Genomic DNA, 21,057 nt, shown 5'->3' with positions numbered 1-21,057 from the left:
GATAGCTTCTTTAATCCATATAATCTATATGATTAATGGGGAAATATTATGATAGATTAATTATAGTGATGAAATGTGTCAAAATTGTGTCAAAACAAAAATATTTAAAAAAATAAAAAGAACTACAAAAATAGTCCTTTTTATCAGTTTCAATCAATAGGAAAGTCCAACGACTCTATGATTGTACTAATTTGTTATGTCAAAACAGTGACATAACTAAAAAATAAAAACAAATAAAAAAAGAAGCTATTTTCTGGGGGAATAGCTTCTTTCTCATTAGTATAACTAATGGGGAAAATATTATGATAGAATAATTATAATAACACAATGTGTCAAAATGATGTCATAAGAAAAAATAAAAAAATGATAAAAATAAATAAAAAAAAAGAAGCTATTTTCTGGGGGAATAGCTTCTTTCTCATTAGTATAACTAATGGGGAAAATATTATGATAGAGTAATTATAATAACATAATGTGTCAAAAAGGTGTCAAAAGAAAAAATACAAATTTTTGAATAATTATAATTAATATGGTAAAATAGCTTTGTAAAATTTCATAAAATATAGAGGTGTTCATATGAAAAAAACAAGAGAAATAAAAATAGGAAATCTTTTTATGGGAGGAGATAATCCTGTAATTATTCAATCGATGACAAATACTCCCACAGAAGATATTGAAAAAACTGTTGAGCAAATAAAAGAACTGGAAAAAGCAGGTTGTCAGTTAGTAAGAGTAACTGTTAATACAGAAAAAGCAGCTGAAGCTATAAAATTTATAAAAGAAAAAATAAATATACCATTAGTAGCAGACATACATTTTGATTATCGTTTAGCTTTAAAAGCTATGGAAAATGGAATTGATAAATTAAGAATTAATCCAGGAAATATTGGTGATGATGAAAAAGTAAAAATGGTTGTCGAAAAGGCAAAAGAATTAAATATTCCTATAAGAATAGGGGTAAATAGTGGTTCTGTTGAGAAAAAGATTTTAGAAAAATATGGAAAAGTGACAGCAGATGGAATGGTAGAAAGTGCAATGTACCATGTTAGACTATTAGAAAAATATGATTTTCACAATATAGTTATATCTTTAAAATCTAGTAATGTTAAAATGATGGTGGATGCTTATAGAAAAATATCTGAATTGGTTGATTATCCATTACATTTAGGAGTAACAGAGGCTGGAACAGAGTTTCAAGGGACAGTAAAGTCTTCAATAGGAATAGGAAGTTTGTTGGTTGATGGAATAGGAAATACCATAAGAGTTTCTCTAACAGAAAATCCTGTTGAAGAAATAAAAGTTGCTAAAGAGATTTTAAAAGTTTTAGGTTTGAGAGAGGGAGTTGAGATTGTATCTTGTCCAACTTGTGGAAGAACACAGATAGATTTAATAGGACTTGCTAAAAAAGTAGAGAAAGAATTTGGAAATATAGAAAAAAATATAAAAATAGCTGTAATGGGTTGTGTTGTTAATGGACCTGGTGAAGCTAAAGAGGCTGATATTGGAGTAGCTGGTGGAAAAGGTGAGGGACTTTTATTTAAAAAAGGAGAGGTTGTAAAAAAAGTTAAGGAAGAGGAAATCTTGGAAGAACTAGGAAAAATGTTAAAGGAAATTTTATAAAATTTAAACTTAATTAAAAAAAATCTAGTCAAAAGAATAAGTAATCTTAGTTAGGAGATAAAAAAATGAAGATAAAAATAGGAATTTTAATGATTTTTATGTTTGTAGCAACTATTTTTACAGGCTGTAAAGGTTTGGATGCTCTTTTACCTAAAGATTATAATGATGAAATATCTTTAGAAGATACAAAAGGAAGATATATTTTTCAAGTTAATTATGATCCTCAATATGTAAGACAGGTATACTTAGATAATGTGAGAATAAGACCAGGAGTCAAATATTATGTAAAAGAAGGTAGGTATTGGTTTAGATATATCGAGGAGGAAAAGTATACAATCTCTTTACTATTTTCAAGAAATTCCTTTGATGATGAAGATCATGGTTCAAGTAGTCCTTTAAATGATTATGAAACAGTTAGAAAAGTTATAATGAACGAAGATAAAGTAATAAATATAGAAGGAAGAAAGTGCAGAGTTAATTTTGAGGTTGGTGCTGGTTGGAACTAATAAAAAAGAATAGCAGGGGGAGAGAGATGGATTTTGATCAAATATATGATGAATATTTCGATCGTATTTATTATAAAATCCTAAGCTCAGTTAAGAATTCAGAAGATGCAGAAGATATCGCTCAAGAGGTGTTCGTGAGTGTTTATAAAAATCTGTCAAAGTTTAGAGCTGATAGTAAGATATATACATGGATATATAGAATTGCTATCAATAAAACTTATGACTTCTTTAGGAAGAAAAAAATAGATCTAGAATTAAATGAAGAAATTCTAAATATTGAAGACAATAGTGACTTGAATAGTCCTATGATTATTCAAGAAAATCTGAAAAAGTTGAGCAAAGAGGAAAGAGAAATACTATTATTAAAAGATGTATACGGATATAAATTACGTGAGATATCTGATTTAAAAGGACGGAATATATCGACAATTAAGTCAATTTATTATAAGGCGTTAAAAAGTTTGGAGGAGGATAAGTAATGTCACCAAAAGAAAGAGTAAGACTGAATGTATATAAGACTCTATTAAAAGAAGAAAAAGAAAAAAATAAGAAGAAATCTTATTTGACGATGTCTGTATTTGTTATTGGGATATTTGCAGGTTCTTTATATAATATTATTCCAAGTAGTAACTCGTCAGTTTTAGATAATAATATATCAGAGTATACTATGACAAAAACAATGGACTTATCAAATCGTAATGAATTTAATGAGTCAATAGATAATTACTTTAATGTAAATTCAGATGAGAAAAAATCAGAAATGAAAACAGATGAATATTTTGTTTTAAATATGCAATCTTAGTGGAGGCAAAATGAGATGTTGAAGAAGTATATACTAATATTTACAGTCCTTTTTGGAACATTGTCTTTTGGAGATACTAATAGCGAAAATTTAGGAATGATAACAGAAGAGGATTTTGCCAAAGTAGGGGTTACAAAGGAAAAAATTTTAAAAGCTAAGGAGATAATAAACACTTCAAGAAATAAGTGTGAATATCTTTTGCTTGATAAAAAAAGCAAAGAGTTAGAAATAAATAAATATATTTTAGCTGGTGTTGATAAAAATTGGAATAAGGTTTATAAGTTGATAGATGAAATTGGAGAGATTGAAGCAGAAATATTAAAAGATAAATTAAGAGCTCAATATGAAGCACAACAATGTATAAGCCAAGATCAGTATTTAAAAGCTAGGGATATAGCGATAAAAAGAATAGAATTAGCTACACAAAAACAAAAGGTAACTGATAAAAAATAGATTTTTGTTGACTCAAGTGAATATGTATGTTATAATACTAAAGCCGTGAGAACAATGGAGGTTTATGGCGTAACAGTATCGAACCGTGTCAGGTCTGGAAGGAAGCAGCACTAAGGTATTTTTACGGGTGTAGATTCAAAGTTGTTTTTGCGGTTTTAATATGTATAGCTAGGAGAGGGAAACTTCTCCTTTTTTTTATAGTCAAGGAGTAAGAATATGTATAAATTTTTATCTGGAGAAGAAATAAGAGAGTATGTTTCAACTTTTAAAAGATTAGAAAAAATTTTAGAAAATCCAGAAAAAGCTGAATGTATAATCTTAGAAGAAAATAATCAAATGATTGGGTATGTTTCATACTGGAGAGATGAAAAAAATTATATTTTAGAGAATATTTTTATAAAAAAAGAGGAAAGATATAAATCAAATGGAACAAAATTGATAAATTTTTTCATCAATCACTGTAAAAAAAATAATGGAAAACAGATTGAATATAAAAGTAATGAAAAGATAGTGATTTCTTTTTTAAAAAAATATGGATTTGAAGTCATTGGTGAAAAAATAGTTTTAAATCTTTTGAAAGATAGGAAAAGAAAAAAAGAGGGAATTACAGTTGTTGTAAGTTCGATACTTCTTAATATATTTTTAGCTATTATAAAAATATTTGGTGGAATAAAAGGAAGATCAAATGCCCTTTTAGCAGATGGATTTAACTCTTTAGCAGATGTTGTAAGTTCAATGGCAATATTTTTAGGAATATATTTTAGTAATATTCCTGGAGATGAAGATCATCCTTATGGACATGAAAAAATAGAAAGTATAGTTGGAATAATAGTTGGACTATTTGTAGTAATAACTGGGATAGAAATTGGAAAAGATGCTGTTGGAAAATTACTTACAGGAGATTATAAAGAGATTCCAAACTTTTCAACTGTATATTTAGCTATGGTATCTATAATTGTAAAATATGGAATGTATTTTTATAAAATGAAAGTGGGAAAGGCTACAAAAAATACAGCTTTGATAGCAGATGCAAGGGATAGTAAAAGTGATGTTCTTTCTTCAAGTGGAGTTGTTTTTGGAATAATTTTATCTATCTATATTTCTCCAATATTTGACGTGATACTTAGTATAATAGTGGCTGGGCTTATATTAAAAGAGGGGGTTATTACTCTATTTGAAATATCTGATGTAATTCTTGATAGACAAGAGGAAGATTTTATAAAAGAGATAGAGGAATATGTTTACCATAATACAGACATAAAAAATGTTCACGATATATATATGAGAAGATCAGGGGATAAGATATTTTTAAGTTTACATATAAGAGTTGATAAAGATATGAGTGTATATAAGGCACATACTTTGGCTGATAACTTAGAGGAGTCAATAATGGCTGATTTTAAAGAGGTTAAAGAAGTGATGATTCATATAGATTATTTGATAGATTAATCAAGAAAAGGAGATAAGAATGAGAAGTATACTTGATGAATTAAATGAGCAACAAAGGAAGGCTGGAGAAAAAATAGAAGGTCCTTTATTAATTCTAGCAGGTGCAGGATCTGGAAAGACAAGAACAATAACTTATAGAATAGCACATATGATATTGGAAAGAGGGATTTCACCATATTCAATATTAGCAGTTACATTTACAAATAAGGCTGCTAAAGAGATGAAAGAGAGAGTTGAAAATTTAGTTGGAGAAGATGGAAGAAAAGTTTTATTATCAACATTCCACTCATTTGGTTTAAAATTATTAAGAATTTATTGCTCAAAAATAGGTTATAATCCAAATTTTACTATCTATGATACAGATGATCAAAAAAGAATAATAAAACCTATAATGAAAAAACTTGTAATAAAAGACAAGGATTTAACAGAGGGAAAAGTAGCATCAATCATATCAAAAGTTAAAGAGGATGGAATAAGTCCAGATGATTATCTATCACAAAATAGATATGATGGAAATGCTGTGGTTATAGCTGAGGTTTATAAAAAATATGAACAGGAATTAAGAGCAAATAATGGAATGGACTTTGCTGATATTTTAATAAATACAAATAAATTATTGGAAAATCAAGAGATATTGGAAAAAGTTCAAGAGAAATTTAAATATATAATGGTAGATGAGTATCAAGATACAAATAATATCCAGTATCAAATAATAAATAAGATAGCTCAAAAATATAAAAATATTTGTGTAGTTGGAGATGAAAACCAAAGTATCTATGGATTTAGAGGAGCTAATATAAAAAATATTTTAGATTTTGAAAAAGATTATAAAGAGGCTACTGTTATCAAACTTGAAGAAAATTACCGTTCAACAAAAGTTATACTAGAGGCAGCAAATTCGGTTATAAAAAATAATAAGAGCTCAAAAGAAAAAAATCTTTGGACAAGAAAAGCCACAGGAAATAGAATTGTATTAAATCATAGTGATGATGGTAGACAAGAGGTTAACTTTGTAATAAATGAGATAAAAAAATTAAAAAAAGATGGTAAAAGATATAATGACTTTACAATTCTTTATAGAACAAATTCACAATCAAGACTTTTTGAAGAGGGATTATTGAGAGAAAATATCCCTTATAAAATTTTTGGTGGAATGCAATTCTATCAAAGAGCTGAAATAAAAGATATAATAGGTTATCTTTCAGTAATCAATAACCAGATGGATGGAATAAATCTTGATAGAATAATAAATGTACCTAAAAGAAAGATAGGGGATAAAACTGTTGAAAAGATAAAAAATTATTCTGAAGAAAATAATATAACTTACTACGAAGGACTTAAATCAATAGAAAATATTGAAGGGATAGGAAAAACAACAGTTGAAAAAATAAAAGAGTTTACAAAAATTATTGATACTTTAACAGAGGAAAGCCAAGAGTTACCAGTTTCAGAAGTATTTAATAGTTTATTAGAGATGATAAATTATAAAGGATATTTAGAAGGAAATTATGAAGATTATGAATCTAGAATAGAAAATATAGAAGAATTAAAAACTTCTATCGTTGAACTTGAAAAAATAGTTGATAATTTAAGCCTTAGAGAATATTTAGAAAATGTTTCATTGGTTAGTGCCACAGATGATTTAGACGAGGAAAAAGAGTATGTAAAACTTATGACAATTCATAACTCTAAGGGGCTTGAGTTTCCAGTGGTATTTTTAGTTGGAATGGAAGATGAAGTATTTCCAAATACTTTAAAAGTTATATTAGATGAAAAAGAGTTAGAAGAGGAAAGAAGAGTTTGCTATGTTGCAATAACTAGAGCAGAGGAGAGATTGTTTATATCTTGGGCAGGATTTAGATATATTTATGGAAAAGAAAGTTTTAGAACTCCATCAAGATTTATAAATGAAATATCACAAGATTTATTGGAAAAAGTTGAAAATGAGAAACAAATTAGAGAGGAAAATATAGGAAATAGAATTTATGAAAGAGGAAATATAAAAAAATCTTTAAATACTTTTGAAAGTACAAAAGATTTAAAACAAACAATTGAAAATATGAAGAATTTCCCATATAATATAGGAGATAAGGTAACTCATATAAAATTTGGACTAGGAAAAGTTATTGGAGTAAATGAAAAGAAAGTTAGAGTCCAATTTGTAGATGGGGAAAAGGATATAGCACTTATTTTAGCAAGTAAATTTTTAAAAAAATAGGAGGAGTTCATGAAAAGAAAAACTTTGAAAAATGAAATGTTTTATCAAGGGATAGGACTTCATAAAGGAAAAAATATAGATCTTCATTTAATACCTGCTACAAAAGGGGGAATAGTTTTTAGAAGAACAGATTTAGAAGAGGGAAAAAATGAAATACTTCTTGATATAAATAATACTTTTGATCTAACAAGAGGGACAAATTTAAAAAATGAATTTGGAGCTGCCGTTTATACAGTTGAACATTTTTTATCAGCTCTATATATTTTAGGGATAACAGATTTAGTGGTTGAGTTAAGTGATAATGAGCTACCTATCTGTGATGGAAGTTCTCATATATTTATAGAAGAGATAGAAAAAATAGGATTGGAAGAACTTGATGAAGAAGTGGAAGATATTGTAATAAAAGAACCAGTATATCTTTCAAAAGGAGATAAGCATATAGTTGCTTTACCATATGATGGATATAAATTAACTTATACAATAAAATTTGATCACACATTTTTAAAAACTCAGATGCTTGAAGTTGAAGTTAATTTAGAAAATTATAAAAAAGAGATATCTTTTGCAAGAACTTTTGGATTTGATTATGAAATAGAGTATCTAAAGAAAAATAATCTAGCTTTAGGTGGAAGTCTTGACAATGCAATAGTTATAAAAAAAGATGGAGTTTTAAATCCTGATGGACTTAGATATGAAGATGAATTTGTTAGACACAAGATGCTTGATATAGTTGGAGATTTAAAAGTTTTAAATAGACCAATAAAAGGACATATAATAGCAATAAAAGCTGGACATGCTCTTGATGTTGAGTTTGCAAACTTAATAAAAAATTTATAAATAAAAAAAATATATAATTATGTAAAGAAAAATCTATCAAAAAAATAGAGTATATAGTATAATAATGATAGATAAAATTTGGAGGTTACAAAAAATATGTTAACAGTAAATGAAATAATGGAAAGAATACCACACAGATATCCTTTTTTATTAGTGGATAGAATAGTGGAAATAGATAAAGAAAATAACAAAGTTGTAGGGCTAAAAAATGTAACAATAAATGAAGCTTGTTTCCAAGGACATTTCCCAGGGCATCCAATACTTCCAGGAGTATTAATAATAGAAGGAATAGCACAAGCTTTAGGAGTATTAGTATTTGAGTTAGCTGGTGAAGATGGGAAAGATAAAGTTCCATATTTTGCAGCTGTTGAAGATGTAAAGTTTAAGGCACCAGTAAGACCTGGAGATCAATTAGTATATGAAGCTCAAATAATAAAACAAAGAAGAAATATAGTAAAAGCAGAGGGTGTAGCTAAAGTAGATGGAAAAATTGTTACAGAAGTAAAATTTACTTTTAGCATAATGGATAAATAATTTGGAATGGGGGAGTTAATGTGACTGAAATACACAGTACATCAATAATAGAAGATGGTGCAATCATAGGCGATAATGTAAAAATAGGTCCTTTTTGTCTAATTGGAAAAGATGTAAAAATAGGTAATAATACAGTTTTACAGTCTCATGTAGTCATAGAGGGAATAACAGAAATAGGAGAGAATAATACAATTTATTCTTTCGCTTCAATAGGAAAAGCTTCTCAAGATTTAAAATATAAGGGAGAACCTACAAAAACTATAATAGGAAACAACAATACAATAAGAGAGTTTGTAACAATACATAGAGGAACAGATGATAAGTGGGAGACAAGAATAGGAAACAACAATCTTTTAATGGCTTATGTTCACGTTGCTCATGATGTTATTATAGGAGATAATTGTATTTTTTCTAACAATGCAACAATGGCAGGACATGTAGAAATAGGAAATTGGGTAATAGTTGGAGGATTAACAGGAATTCATCAATTCTGTAAAATAGGAGATCATGCAATGGTTGGAGGAGCTTCAGCAGTTACACAAGATATATGTCCGTTTATTTTAGCAGATGGGAATAAAGCAATACCAGTAGGACTTAATAATGTAGGTTTGAGAAGAAGAGGATTTACAGATGAAGAACTTTTGGATTTAAAAAGAGCTTATAAAATATTATTTAGAAAAGGATTGCCTTTAAAAGAAGCTTTAGCTCAACTGGAAGAAACTTATAAAGAGAGTAAAAATGTGATGACCCTAGTTAACTTTATAAATGAAAGTAAACGGGGGATTGCAAAATAATGGAAAAAATAGGAGTAATAGTTGGAAATGGAAGACTTCCATTTTCAATTATGAAAGAAATTGAGAGAAACAATGATATAGAATTTTTTCCAGTAGGACTTTTTGATACAGTTGACAAAGATGTACAGAAACATAAAAATTTTAAAAAATTTAATATTGGAGAAGTTGGAAATATTACAAAATATTTTATAAAATCCGATATAAAAAAAATTATTATGTTAGGCAAAGTAGAAAAAGAACTAATTTTTAAAAATGTAAAATTTGACAAATATGGAGAGAAAATTCTTGAAAATCTTCCAGATAAAAAAGATGAAACTCTCCTTTTTGGAGTTATCGCATTTTTTAAATTAAATGGTATTTCAGTTGTTCCACAAAATTTTTTCTTGAAAAAAGTGTTGTTTGAGAATAGATGTTACACAGAAAAAAATCCAGATAAAGAGGATTATATAACAATAAAATTAGGAAAAGAGGCTGCAAAGGCTTTAAGTGAAGTTGATGCAGGACAAACAGTGGTATGTAAAGATTCATCGGTTATAGCATTAGAGGGGATAGAGGGAACTGATAAGGCTATACTAAGGGGTGGAGAACTTGGTGGAGAGGGTTGTATCATTGTAAAAATGTCAAGACCACAGCAAGATATGAGGGTTGATATTCCAACAATAGGAGTTGAAACTATAAAAACTTTGATAAAGATAAAGGCAAAGGGAGTTGTGGGAGAGGCAGGAAAAATGATATTCACTGACCAAGAGGAAGCAATAAAATTAGCAAATGAAAACAATATATTTATCATTGGAATAAAATAAAATATTGAGGTAAATTTATGAAAATTTTTGTATCAACAGGAGAGGTATCAGGAGACTTACATCTTTCTTATTTAATAAAAAATATTTTGAGTATAGATAATACAGTTGAATTTTATGGAGTTGTGGGAGAACACTGTAAAGCTTTGGGTGTAGAGTCAATATTAGATATAAAAGATTTAGCAATAATGGGATTTTTTGAAGCTTTAAAAAAATATAAATTTTTAAAACAAAAAGCCTATGAATATCTTGATTTTATAAAGGAAAATAAAATAGAAAAAGTTATACTTGTTGATTATGGTGGATTTAACCTTGAATTTTTAAAACTTTTAAAAGAACATCTACCAGAAGTAGAAGTTTTTTATTATATTCCTCCAAAACTTTGGATATGGGGGAAAAAGAGAATAAAAAAATTGAGATTAGCAGATCATATTATGGTAATTTTCCCTTGGGAAGTTGAATTTTATAAAAGGTATGGAATAGACGCTATCTATTATGGAAATCCTTTTATAGAAAAATATCCATTTATAGAAGAGAGAGGGGATAAGATATTATTATTACCAGGGAGTAGGAAGCAAGAGGTTACTTCATTGTTGCCTGTGATGATAGATTTAGTAAAAAATAGTGATGAAAAATTTTTACTGAAATTACCAGATAAAAAAACTTTTAAATGGGTTGAATTTGATTTATCTCAATTTTCAAATTTAGAGATATCAGAAGATAGTTTAGAAGAGTGTGTTAAAAGATCTAAGATTGCTATTGCTGCCTCAGGGACTGTAACTTTAGAGCTAGCAATAATGGGATTACCTGCAATAGTGGTGTATAAAACAAGTTTATTAAACTATCTAATAGGAAAGTATCTATTGAAAATAAAATATATATCTCTACCAAATTTAACTGAAAATAAAGAAGTTTATCCAGAACTAATAGGAAAAGATTTTACAAAAGAAAAAGTTTTAGAAAAAATGGAATATATGTTAGACAATATAAATGAAACTAAGTCTAATATAAATGATATAAGAAAGAAACTTTATGGAGAAAATATAACTAGAAGTTATGGAAAATATATATTGAAAGGAAAAAAAGATGTTTAGAGATAAAATAGCAAAGATATATAATAGTGATGCCTTAGGTGGATTTGTAAAATATAGTTTTAAATATAAAAAATGGTTGTTGGGAACTTTATTGTTATCAGTTCTTTCATCAGCTATGGGAGCTGTTCCAGCTTGGTTATCAAAATATTTAGTTGATGACGTTTTAATATCAAAAAATGGAAAAATGATGCTTATGGTGGGAGCAGGAATATTTTTAACAACTGTTATAAAATCCATATCAGCTTATTATGCTGAAACTACCTCTGTTTATTTAAGTGAAAAGATAAGAAGAGAGGTTAAAATAGATATATTTAAACATTTAGAGCACCTTCCAATGTCGTACTTTACTCAAAATAAATTGGGAGATATTATGGCTAGACTGTCTGGAGATTCATCTAGTCTTGGAAGAATAGGTTTCTTATTATTTGATATGCTTAGAGAGATAATAACAGTTTGTGCATTTTTAGTGAGAATGTTCCAACTGGATTTGGTTTTGTCTTTTATAGCTTTAATAGTTGCACCAGCTATATTTGCAATGGTAAAAAGATATACTAGAAAGTTAAAGCGTATGGGAAAAGAGAGACAGGATACAATTGGAGGAGCAACAGCTTTTATGCAAGAATCTCTTGCAGGTATCCAAGTTGTAAAAGGCTTCAATAAAGTTGATGAGATGGTAGATAAGTATAGAGATGTTACAGATGATGAGATGCAAAAAATATATAAGGCTGCTAAAGTAAAAGCAAAAATATCTCCAATAAATGAGGTTTTAACAGCATTGATGTTAGTTATGATAGCTGCTTATGGAGGATATGCAATTATATATTTAAAAGGATTTACTCCTGGAGATTTAATCTCTTTCTTAACAGCTGCTGGACTTATGCAACAACCACTTAAGAGATTTATAAGAAGAAACAGTGAACTTTATGAGATTATTCCTTCGGGTGATAGGGTAATGGAGATATTTAAAGTTAAAACTGAGGTTGATTGTTTTGTTGAAGAGCCCAAAATATTTAATGGTGAAGTAGATAGAATAGAATTTGAAAATGTAGATTTCACTTATCCAAATACAGAGTCAAAAGTTTTAAAAGATGTAAGTTTTGATGTAAAAAAAGGTGAGGTTGTTGCCTTTGTAGGAAGTAGTGGAAGTGGAAAAACTACAATTGTAAATCTTTTACCAAGATTCTATGATATAGATAGTGGAAGTATTAAAATTAATGGTACAGATATAAGAGAGTTTTCTTTAAAACAATATAGACAATATATAGGAATGGTTCCTCAAGATACATTTTTATTTAGCGGGACTATTGCAGAAAATATCGCTTTTGGAAAACCAAATGTTTCAAGAGAGGAGATAATAGAGGCAGCTAAAATGGCAAATGCCTATAAATTTATCGAAGAATTGGAGAAAGGTTTTGAAACAGAGGTTGGAGAAAGAGGAGTTTTATTATCTGGTGGACAAAAACAAAGAATAGCGATAGCTAGAGCTTTAATACAAAACCCAGCTATTATGATACTTGACGAGGCTACATCAGCTCTTGATACAGAATCAGAAAGATTGGTACAAGAGGCGTTAGATAAACTTATGCTAGGAAGAACAACTTTTGTAATAGCTCATAGATTATCAACAATAATTTCAGCTGATAAAATTGTTGTAATGAATAAAGGTGAAATTAAAGAGATTGGAAAACATCAAGAGTTATTGGATAAAAATGGATTGTATGCTAAACTATATAATATTCAATACAGTAAAATAGAAGAAGAATAAAAGGTGGAAAGAGATGAACGAAATTATAAGAGAAGATGGAAGAAAAGTAGATAATATTAGAAAAGTTGAAGTTGTAAGAAACTATACAATGCACGCAGAGGGATCTGTTCTTATAGCTTTTGGAAATACAAAAGTAATTTGTACAGCATCTGTTTCAGATAAGGTGCCTCCATTTTTAAGAAATACAGGAAAGGGTTGGATAACTGCTGAGTACTCAATGTTACCAAGAGCCACAGAGGAAAGAAATCAAAGAGAATCTGCTAAGGGAAAACTTACAGGAAGAACAATGGAGATACAAAGACTTATTGGAAGAGCATTGAGAGCTTGTATTGATTTGGATAAAATTGGAGAAAGAACTATAACAATAGATTGTGATGTAATTCAAGCTGATGGTGGAACAAGAACAGCATCTATAACAGGTGGATATATTGCTCTTCATATGGCTATTGAAAGAATGGTTAGAGAGGGAGTTTTAACAGAAAATCCATTAAAATCAAAAATAGCTGCTATAAGTGTTGGAATTGTTGCAGGAACACCAATGTTAGATCTTAAATACAGTGAAGATTCAGCTGCTGAAGTTGATATGAATGTAATTATGACTGATAAAGGAGAGTATGTAGAAGTTCAAGGAACAGGAGAAGAGGCTACATATTCAAGAGCACAGCTAAATATACTTCTTGATTTAGCAGAAAAGGGAATAAATGAACTGTTTGAAATTCAAGAGAAAACTTTAGAAGAAGAGTTTGGAACTGAAAAATAAGGAGAAAAAATGAAAATATTTTTAGCAACTGGAAATAAAAATAAGATTGAAGAGATAAAAAAGATATTTTCAATGGAAAATACAGAGATACTTTCAATAAAAGATGGGATAGATATTCCAGAAGTTGTTGAAGATGGAAATACTTTTGAAGAGAACTCTAAGAAAAAAGCTTTAGAAATAGCTAAATTTACAAATATGATAACAATAGCTGATGATTCTGGAATATGTGTAGAAGCTTTAAATGGAGCTCCGGGAGTATATTCAGCTAGATATGCTGGAGAACATGCAACAGATGAAGAAAATAATAAAAAACTTATTGCTAATCTTCAAGGGATTGAAAATAGAAAAGCTAAGTTTGTCTGTGTAATAACTCTAGCAAAACCAACAGGAGAAACATATAGTTTTACTGGAGAAGTTCATGGAGAGATAATTGATGAGCCTCGTGGAGAGTACGGATTTGGTTATGATCCATATTTTTATATAAAAGAGTATGGTCAAACAACAGCTGAAATGAAAGATTTAAAAAATCAAATAAGTCACAGAGCGAGAGCTTTAGCAGAGCTAAAGAAAAATATAGATGAGATATTAAAATAAGCTAGCTGAAAAGTTAGCTTTTTTTATGTATAAAGGAGAGAAGATGATTCCAAAAGAGATTGTAAAAGAATTGGATAAATATATAGTTTCTCAAGATGAGGCTAAAAAAAATCTAGCAATATCTTTGAGAAATAGATATAGAAGACAAAATATAAAAGATGAGGTTATGAGAAAAGAAATAACTCCTAAAAATGTAATCCTTATGGGTTCAACAGGAGTGGGAAAAACAGAACTTGCAAGAAGACTTGCAAAAATAACAAATTCACCTTTTCTAAAAGTTGAGGCTACAAAATATACTGAGGTTGGATATGTTGGAAAAGATGTTGAGAGTATTATAAAAGATATAGTTTCTCTTACTGTGAAAAGAGTTAGAGCTGAAGAAACAGAAAAATTAAGAGAAAAATACTATGAAGATGCTGTGGAAAAAGTTGCTAAATTAATAAATGAATTAGATAGTTTAAATGATGAATTTAAAAATAATCTTATGGATGATATAAAATCAGGAAAATATGATGAAGAATATGTTGAGATGGATAAAAGTCAATATGAAACAAGAGGACCTATAATAGAGATAATGGGATATTCTGAAAAAAATGATATTGAAAATGTTCTTCAAAATGTTATGAATTTAGGTGATAATAAAAAGGCGAAAAAGTCTAAGACAAAAGTAAAAGATGCTATTGAAATTATAATAAATAAAGAGATAGATGATAATTTAGATATGGAATCCATAGGATTAGAGGCAGTAAGAAGAGTAGAGGACAATGGAATAATTTTTATAGACGAGATAGATAAGATAGCAGCAACTAATAGTGAAGGAAGAGGGGAAGTATCAAGGCAAGGGGTTCAAAGAGATATTTTACCGATAGTAGAAGGAACAACAGTTATAACTAAATATGGACCAGTTAAGACAGAACATATTTTATTTATAGCAGCAGGAGCATTTAGTGAGTCTAGTTTTTCAGATCTTATGCCAGAATTACAGGGAAGATTTCCTATTGTAGTAGAGATGAATGATCTTACAAAAGAGGACTTTGTAAAAATTCTTACAGAGGTAGATTATAATCTAATAGATCAATATAAAAATCTTTTATTAGTGGACAATGTTGAGATTAATTTTTCAAAGGTTGCCATTGAAAGAATAGCAGAGTATGCTTATGAACAGAACTGTAATGTTGAGAATATAGGAGCTAGAAGACTTGCAGGAGTAATTGAGATGGTACTTAGAGATATAATGTTTGAGGCTCCATATGAAAAAATGAAGAAAATAACTATTGATAAAAAAATGGTTGAAAAATTTATAAAAGAAGATAAAGAAGAAGAAAATTTAGATAAATATATATTGTAGAAGATTAAGGAGAGAAGATGCATTTAAAGGGAGTAGAGATATACGGATTTAAATCTTTTGGCGAAAGAATAAAAATAGATTTTAATGGTGGGATAACATCAATAGTGGGACCAAATGGATCTGGAAAATCTAATATACTAGATTCTATCCTTTGGGTGCTAGGAGAACAATCATATAAAAATATTAGAGCAAAAGAGAGTAAGGATATAATATTTTCTGGTGGAGAGTCTAAAAAAGGTGCTGGAAGTGCTGAGGTTTCTCTTTTTATAGATAATAAAGATGGGTATTTTCCAACAGATGAACAGACTTTAAAAATCACTAGAAAGATTTATAGTTCAGGGGATAATGAATATCTTATAAATGATAAAAGAGCTAGACTTAAAGATATTAGTGATATGTTTATGGATACGGGTATTGGAAAATCTGCTTACTCTGTTATAGGACAGGGGAAGGTTGAGAGAATAATATCTTCCTCTAAAAAAGAGGTTAAGGAGATTATCGAAGAGGCTGCTGGTGTAAAAAAATATCAGATAAGAAAGATAGAATCTGAAAAAAAATTAGCCAATGTAGTCAATGAGGTTGAAAAAATAGATCTTATCCTAACAGAAACAGGGGAACAAAGGATAAAAATAAAAAAACAAGCTGAAAAAGCTTTGGAATTTTTAAATTTGAAAGAGGAAAGAGACTCTTTAAATAAAGGGGTTATCACTTTTGAACTTGGACAGAATAGAGAATTTTTAGAAAAATCAAATCTAAGACAGATTGAGATTATAAAAAATTTAGAGGAGATTTTAAAAGAAAAAGAGAATAAGGAAAAAGAGATCTCTCAAGTAAGACAAGGTATAGAAGAGGTAAAAAATACTATTCAAGAGTTGATAAATAAAAATGAAGATCTAAAAAATATTATCAATAATTTTGAAAAGGAAAAAGCTAAACTCCTTGAAAGAGAAAAAGGGTATCAAAGAGAAGAAAAAGAGAGAGAAGAGAGATTAAAAACTTTCAATGAAAAGATCCAAAAAAATAAAGAGGAGTATGAAAGATTTTTAGAGGAAAATAAAAAGTTAATCTCTTTCTTAGAAACAAGTGAGGAAAAAGTAAAAACTTTAGAGAAAGAGGTTAATCAGTTAGAAACTAAAAAAACAGAACTAGAGAGAGAGTTAGAAGTTAAGAAAAGACAGATACTAGATTTTGAGGTTACTAAACTTCAATATGATAATGAGATTGAAAGTTCTGAAAAAAGAATAAAAGGTAGTATGTCTAAGATAAAAACTCTTAATCAAGAACTTGAAGAGATAGAGAAAAAACTTTTAGAAAATAAAAAGTTATTTGAAGAGGCTGAAAAAAATAAGATTAACTCTGAAAATAGATTAAAAGAAAATGAAAAGTCTCAAAGTGAATGTGAAAAAAATATAAGTGAAATCAGTATAAAGATAAATAGAGCAAACGATGAATTTAGAAAAAGTGAAATTGAGGTTGAGAAGGCTCAAAGTAAATATAACACTATTCAGAGATTTGAAGAGCATAATGAAGGATTTTATAAGGGTGTAAAAGAGATATTAAATCTTGGAATGAAAGGTGTAGAGGGAGCTTTAATATCTATTATAAATATACCTGAAAAATTTGAAAAGGCTATTGAGGCATCAATAGCTGGAAATCTTCAGGATATAGTTGTTGAAAATAGTGGAGTGGCTAAAAGATGTATTGAGATCTTAAAGGAAAGAAAGGTTGGAAAGGCCTCTTTCTTAGCTTTGGATACTATTAAAACTTTTACTAAAAAAGATATACCAAATATTCAGGGGGTAGTTGGTAGAGGTTCTGAGCTTGTTGAATTTGATAAAAAATATCAAAAAATTATTGATATGGTTTTAGGAAACCTATTGATAGTAGAAAATATTGATACAGCTATTTCAATTTCAAAGAAAAATATTTTTTCTGGAAATATAGTAAGCCTTTCAGGAGAGCTTATAAGTGGATCTGGAAGAATAACAGGGGGAGAAAATAAAAACTCTGCTATCTCTCAGATGTTTGAAAGAAGAAAAGAGCTTAGAAGACTTGAAACTATAATATCTGAAAATCAAATTAGAATAGAGAAGATAAAAAAATATTTAGAAGAAAATAATGAAAAACTATATAAATTAGAGGAAAAAACTCAAAGTTTAGATAGTGAAAACAGTACAATTAGAAAAAATATTAAAAATTATACTGAAGAGTTTGAAAATTTAAAAAGTAGAGAACAAAGATTTGAAAAAGAGAAAAAAGTAGCCTTTAGTGAAAAGGAAGAGGAAGAGATCTATCTAGAGGAGTACAACAAAAGAATAAAAGAATCAAATGAAAATAAACAGAGCTTGGAAAAAAATACAAAAGAGATAAGAGAGTTTATAGAAAAGAATACAGAGGTACTTAATAGTTTAGGGGAGAATATCAGTAAGATAAAAGCTGATTATTCAGATATAAAGATAAAATTCTTAAACACTAAAGACAGAACTGTGCAAATAAAAAATGATATAGAAAAAAATAAAATAGAAAAAGATGAACTTCAAAAGGAAAGATTAACTGCTGATCAAAGACTTGAAAATCTGAAAAAAGAGATGGAAGATATTAAGAGAAATCTTTTGGATATTGAGAAGAGCAAAGAGGAAAAAGAGTTACAATTTGAAAAAGAGAATAAAGAGTTAAGTGTAGCTGACGAGAAAGAGCAACTTCTTCAAATAAAAGAGAAGGAATTGATAGGGATAATAAAAGATATTGAAACAAAAAAATATAAGGAAGAAGAAAAAATATCTGGAGAAAAAGCAAAGTCTTTAGATTATCAAGAAAAAATAAATAATTTACAAGAGAAAATAGGCGAGATGGAAAACATAAATATGAAACCTATTGAGGAAAATATTTATAAATCTTCTTTAGAAAGGGTAAAATATCTGACTAATAAATTAAAAGATTTTGAAAATGTAAACCTATTGGCAGTTGAGGAGTTTAAAGAACTGGATCAAAGATATAATTTTATAAAATCCCAAAAAGATGATTTAGAGGCAAGTAGAAATTCATTGCTTGAAATAATAGAGGACATTGGAAACTCTATAAGACAGAGATTTTATGATGCATACAATAGTATAAATAATAATTTTAATCAGATGTGTATGGAAACTATTGACAACTCAGAGGGAAGTTTGACTATATCAAATGAAGAGGATTTTGAAAACTGTGGAGTTGAAATCTTTGTTAAATTTAAAAATAAAAAAAGACAATCATTGACACTTCTTTCAGGTGGAGAAAAATCAATGGTGGCAATAGCATTTATAATGGCTATATTTATGTATAAACCAAGTCCTTTTACTTTCCTTGATGAGATTGAGGCGGCTCTTGATGAAAAGAACACAAAAAAACTTATTGGAAAATTAAAAGAATTTACAGATAAATCGCAATTCATTTTAATAACACATAATAAGGAGACAATGAGATCCTCTGATAGTATATTTGGAGTTACTATGAATAAAAAAATAGGAATATCTAAGATAGTCCCTGTAAAACTTTAGAAAAAATATTTTGTAATAAATAAATTTTTCTTTGATTTTTATGTAAATTAAGGGTAAAATATAGAAAGTATAAAAATAAACAGTTTGAAGAGGGAAAAATGAAATTATTATCATATATATATTATCTTATTACTAGTTTGAGAAACTGGCTCTATGATAAGAAAATTTTAAAAATAAATAGAATAGATGATCTTTTTGTGATCTGTATAGGAAATATAACAGTTGGAGGAACAGGAAAAACTCCAGCTGTACAATATTTTGCAAAAAAGTTACACGATCAAGGAAGAAATGTTGTAGTAGTTTCAAGAGGATATAGAGGAAAGAGAAAAGTTGATCCTTTGGTTGTTTCTGATGGAGAAAAAATATTGGTGAGTACTAAGGAAAGTGGAGATGAGCCTTATAGCCACGCTTTAAATTTAAAAGTTCCTGTAATAGTTGGTAGAAGTAGATATGAGGCTGCTAAACTTGCTAAGAAAGTTTTTAATGCTGATACAATTCTTTTAGATGATGGATTTCAACATAGAAAGTTTTTTAGAAATTGGGATATAGTTCTTATTGATGCAACGAATCCATTTGGTTGGAGAGCTTTACTTCCAAAAGGAACTCTTAGAGAAAAGTTTGATACAGGAGCAAAGAGAGCGTCAGAATTTATAATTACAAAATCGGATCTTATACCTCAGAGAGATTTAAGACAGCTTAAAAGATTTTTAAAAGATAGATATAAAAAACCTGTGTCAGTTGCAGTTCACGGGATAAAGGCTTTGTATGATATGGAAGGAAATATGAAACCGCTTTTCTGGGTAAAGGGAAAAAGAGTTCTACTGTTTTCAGGACTTGCAAATCCATTGAACTTTGAAAAGACAGTTATTTCATTGGATCCAGCTTACATAGAGAGGGTTGATTTTTTAGATCACCACAGTTTTACACAAAAAGATTTGGATCTTATACAAAAGCGTGCTGAGGATATGAAGGCCGAATATATAATCACAACAGAAAAAGATATGGTAAAACTACCAAAAGATATGAAAATAAATAAACTATTTGTTTTAAAAATAGAATTTGATATACTAGAGGACAATACTTTAGAGTGTTTGAGAGGAGAAATGAATGAGTAATATATCAAACCTAAAAGATTTTAAATGTGAGGAGTTATTTCTTGAAATAGAAAAAATCTATGAGGCAAGTGAAAAATCTAGGGGGAGTTTTTTAAGAAAATTAATTCATACTACAAATAAAAAGGCTTTTTTTACAATAGATGAATTGGGAAGAATAAAAAGAAAAGAGGGAAATTATGTTTTATTTTCAGCTCTTTATGAAAATGATGAAAAGTTTTTAAGATATTTTCAAAGTCAAATGGACTTTTCTGAGCAAGATAGTTTAAAAGATAATTCACTTAGTAGAATACAAAATATTGATACAGTTTCAATGAAAAAAAATATAATAAAATTGGTTGTAAATGGTAAATTAGAGTATGGAATTAAATATTTATATGAACTTTATAAGAGAGATGAGGAAGAATTTTTTAAATTTATATCTGAAATAGTTTTAATGGACAATATAAAATCTGAAAAATCTCTTTATATCCATTCAATGAGAGAATTTTTTGAAAAATTTGGATATTCTTTAGAGGTATTTTATTTTGTAATCTCTTATATAACAAAATTAAGATTTGATTTATATGAGTATGAAAATGTGTATGTAGATGAAAATTTAACAAAGGAATCTTTAAGAGAGAGATTTAATAATAACATAGAAAAATATAGAAATGTTGAGGGATTAAAAGTTTTAGGATATTTAAATCTATTAGAAAAATATGAGTATATTAATGATAAAAAATATATAAGTATTTTAAAAGAAAAAATGGATAGAGTAGAAAAATTAGAAAATGTAGAAAAATTAATAGATATTAAGGAAGTTATTTTTGAAAATCTTAGTAAATAAGAGGGGAAA

General features: G+C 28.2%; 17 protein-coding genes, 1 other RNA gene and 1 pseudogene. All 19 read left to right on the top strand.

Annotation, left to right across the window (positions count from 1 at the left end; all coding sequences use genetic code 11):
- Positions 1–576: 576 nt before the first annotated feature.
- The gene (gene ispG, locus Q1J48_RS04670) at positions 577–1,620 is read left to right on the top strand and encodes a flavodoxin-dependent (E)-4-hydroxy-3-methylbut-2-enyl-diphosphate synthase (RefSeq protein ID WP_300327768.1); all 1,044 of its coding nucleotides are present in this window, start codon (positions 577–579) and stop codon (positions 1,618–1,620) included.
- A gap of 65 nt (positions 1,621–1,685) precedes the next feature.
- Positions 1,686–2,126, top strand: coding sequence for a hypothetical protein (locus Q1J48_RS04665; protein WP_300327770.1), 441 nt, complete (start codon positions 1,686–1,688; stop codon positions 2,124–2,126).
- Positions 2,127–2,152: 26 nt separating this feature from the next.
- Complete coding sequence (locus tag Q1J48_RS04660) at positions 2,153–2,605, top strand: RNA polymerase sigma factor (RefSeq protein ID WP_300327772.1); 453 nt, start codon at positions 2,153–2,155, stop codon at positions 2,603–2,605.
- Complete coding sequence (locus Q1J48_RS04655; RefSeq protein ID WP_300327774.1) at positions 2,605–2,928, top strand: hypothetical protein; 324 nt, start codon at positions 2,605–2,607, stop codon at positions 2,926–2,928. The genes Q1J48_RS04660 and Q1J48_RS04655 overlap by 1 nt, the downstream gene beginning before the upstream one ends.
- A 15-nt stretch (positions 2,929–2,943) precedes the next feature.
- Entirely contained in the window at positions 2,944–3,381 is a 438-nt protein-coding gene (locus Q1J48_RS04650; RefSeq protein ID WP_300327776.1) for a hypothetical protein, read from the top strand.
- A 56-nt stretch (positions 3,382–3,437) separates the two neighbouring features.
- An RNA gene (gene ffs, locus Q1J48_RS04645) (signal recognition particle sRNA small type) lies at positions 3,438–3,523 on the top strand.
- A gap of 74 nt (positions 3,524–3,597) precedes the next feature.
- Positions 3,598–4,830, top strand: a complete 1,233-nt coding sequence (locus tag Q1J48_RS04640; RefSeq protein WP_300361563.1) for a GNAT family N-acetyltransferase — start codon at positions 3,598–3,600, stop codon at positions 4,828–4,830.
- Between the two features lie 19 nt (positions 4,831–4,849).
- Positions 4,850–7,048 (top strand): ATP-dependent helicase, encoded by a 2,199-nt coding sequence (locus Q1J48_RS04635; protein WP_300361561.1) that lies wholly within the window; start codon positions 4,850–4,852, stop codon positions 7,046–7,048.
- Positions 7,049–7,057: 9 nt separating this feature from the next.
- A complete protein-coding gene (lpxC, locus tag Q1J48_RS04630; RefSeq protein WP_300361559.1) occupies positions 7,058–7,885 on the top strand; it encodes a UDP-3-O-acyl-N-acetylglucosamine deacetylase in 828 nt (275 codons plus the stop codon).
- Positions 7,886–7,981: 96 nt separating this feature from the next.
- Positions 7,982–8,419, top strand: coding sequence for a 3-hydroxyacyl-ACP dehydratase FabZ (gene fabZ, locus Q1J48_RS04625; RefSeq protein ID WP_300327784.1), 438 nt, complete (start codon positions 7,982–7,984; stop codon positions 8,417–8,419).
- A 20-nt stretch (positions 8,420–8,439) separates the two neighbouring features.
- Positions 8,440–9,213: an acyl-ACP--UDP-N-acetylglucosamine O-acyltransferase gene (lpxA, locus tag Q1J48_RS04620; RefSeq protein ID WP_300327786.1), complete on the top strand. Its 774-nt coding sequence runs from the start codon at positions 8,440–8,442 to the stop codon at positions 9,211–9,213.
- Positions 9,213–10,016 (top strand): LpxI family protein, encoded by an 804-nt coding sequence (locus tag Q1J48_RS04615; protein ID WP_300361557.1) that lies wholly within the window; start codon positions 9,213–9,215, stop codon positions 10,014–10,016. Before lpxA ends, Q1J48_RS04615 begins: the two co-directional genes overlap by 1 nt.
- Positions 10,017–10,033: 17 nt before the next feature.
- A complete protein-coding gene (gene lpxB, locus Q1J48_RS04610; protein ID WP_300361555.1) occupies positions 10,034–11,107 on the top strand; it encodes a lipid-A-disaccharide synthase in 1,074 nt (357 codons plus the stop codon).
- Positions 11,100–12,872: an ABC transporter ATP-binding protein gene (locus Q1J48_RS04605; RefSeq protein WP_300361552.1), complete on the top strand. Its 1,773-nt coding sequence runs from the start codon at positions 11,100–11,102 to the stop codon at positions 12,870–12,872. Before lpxB ends, Q1J48_RS04605 begins: the two co-directional genes overlap by 8 nt.
- Positions 12,873–12,894: 22 nt before the next feature.
- Positions 12,895–14,226 (top strand): annotated as a pseudogene (gene rph / locus Q1J48_RS08270) (ribonuclease PH).
- A gap of 43 nt (positions 14,227–14,269) precedes the next feature.
- On the top strand, positions 14,270–15,574 hold the full coding sequence (hslU, locus tag Q1J48_RS04590; RefSeq protein WP_300327798.1) for an ATP-dependent protease ATPase subunit HslU: 1,305 nt from the start codon (positions 14,270–14,272) through the stop codon (positions 15,572–15,574).
- Between the two features lie 17 nt (positions 15,575–15,591).
- Complete coding sequence (gene smc / locus Q1J48_RS04585) at positions 15,592–19,107, top strand: chromosome segregation protein SMC (protein ID WP_300361548.1); 3,516 nt, start codon at positions 15,592–15,594, stop codon at positions 19,105–19,107.
- Between the two features lie 98 nt (positions 19,108–19,205).
- Positions 19,206–20,222 (top strand): tetraacyldisaccharide 4'-kinase, encoded by a 1,017-nt coding sequence (gene lpxK / locus Q1J48_RS04580; RefSeq protein WP_300327802.1) that lies wholly within the window; start codon positions 19,206–19,208, stop codon positions 20,220–20,222.
- Positions 20,215–21,048: a hypothetical protein gene (locus Q1J48_RS04575; RefSeq protein WP_300361545.1), complete on the top strand. Its 834-nt coding sequence runs from the start codon at positions 20,215–20,217 to the stop codon at positions 21,046–21,048. The genes lpxK and Q1J48_RS04575 overlap by 8 nt, the downstream gene beginning before the upstream one ends.
- Positions 21,049–21,057: the final 9 nt, after the last annotated feature.

The organism is Fusobacterium sp. (genome assembly GCF_029258315.1).
Lineage (GTDB): Bacteria > Fusobacteriota > Fusobacteriia > Fusobacteriales > Fusobacteriaceae > Fusobacterium_B.
The sequence above is the reverse complement of the archived record's forward strand: the minus strand, read 5'-3'. Positions and strand labels throughout refer to the sequence as shown.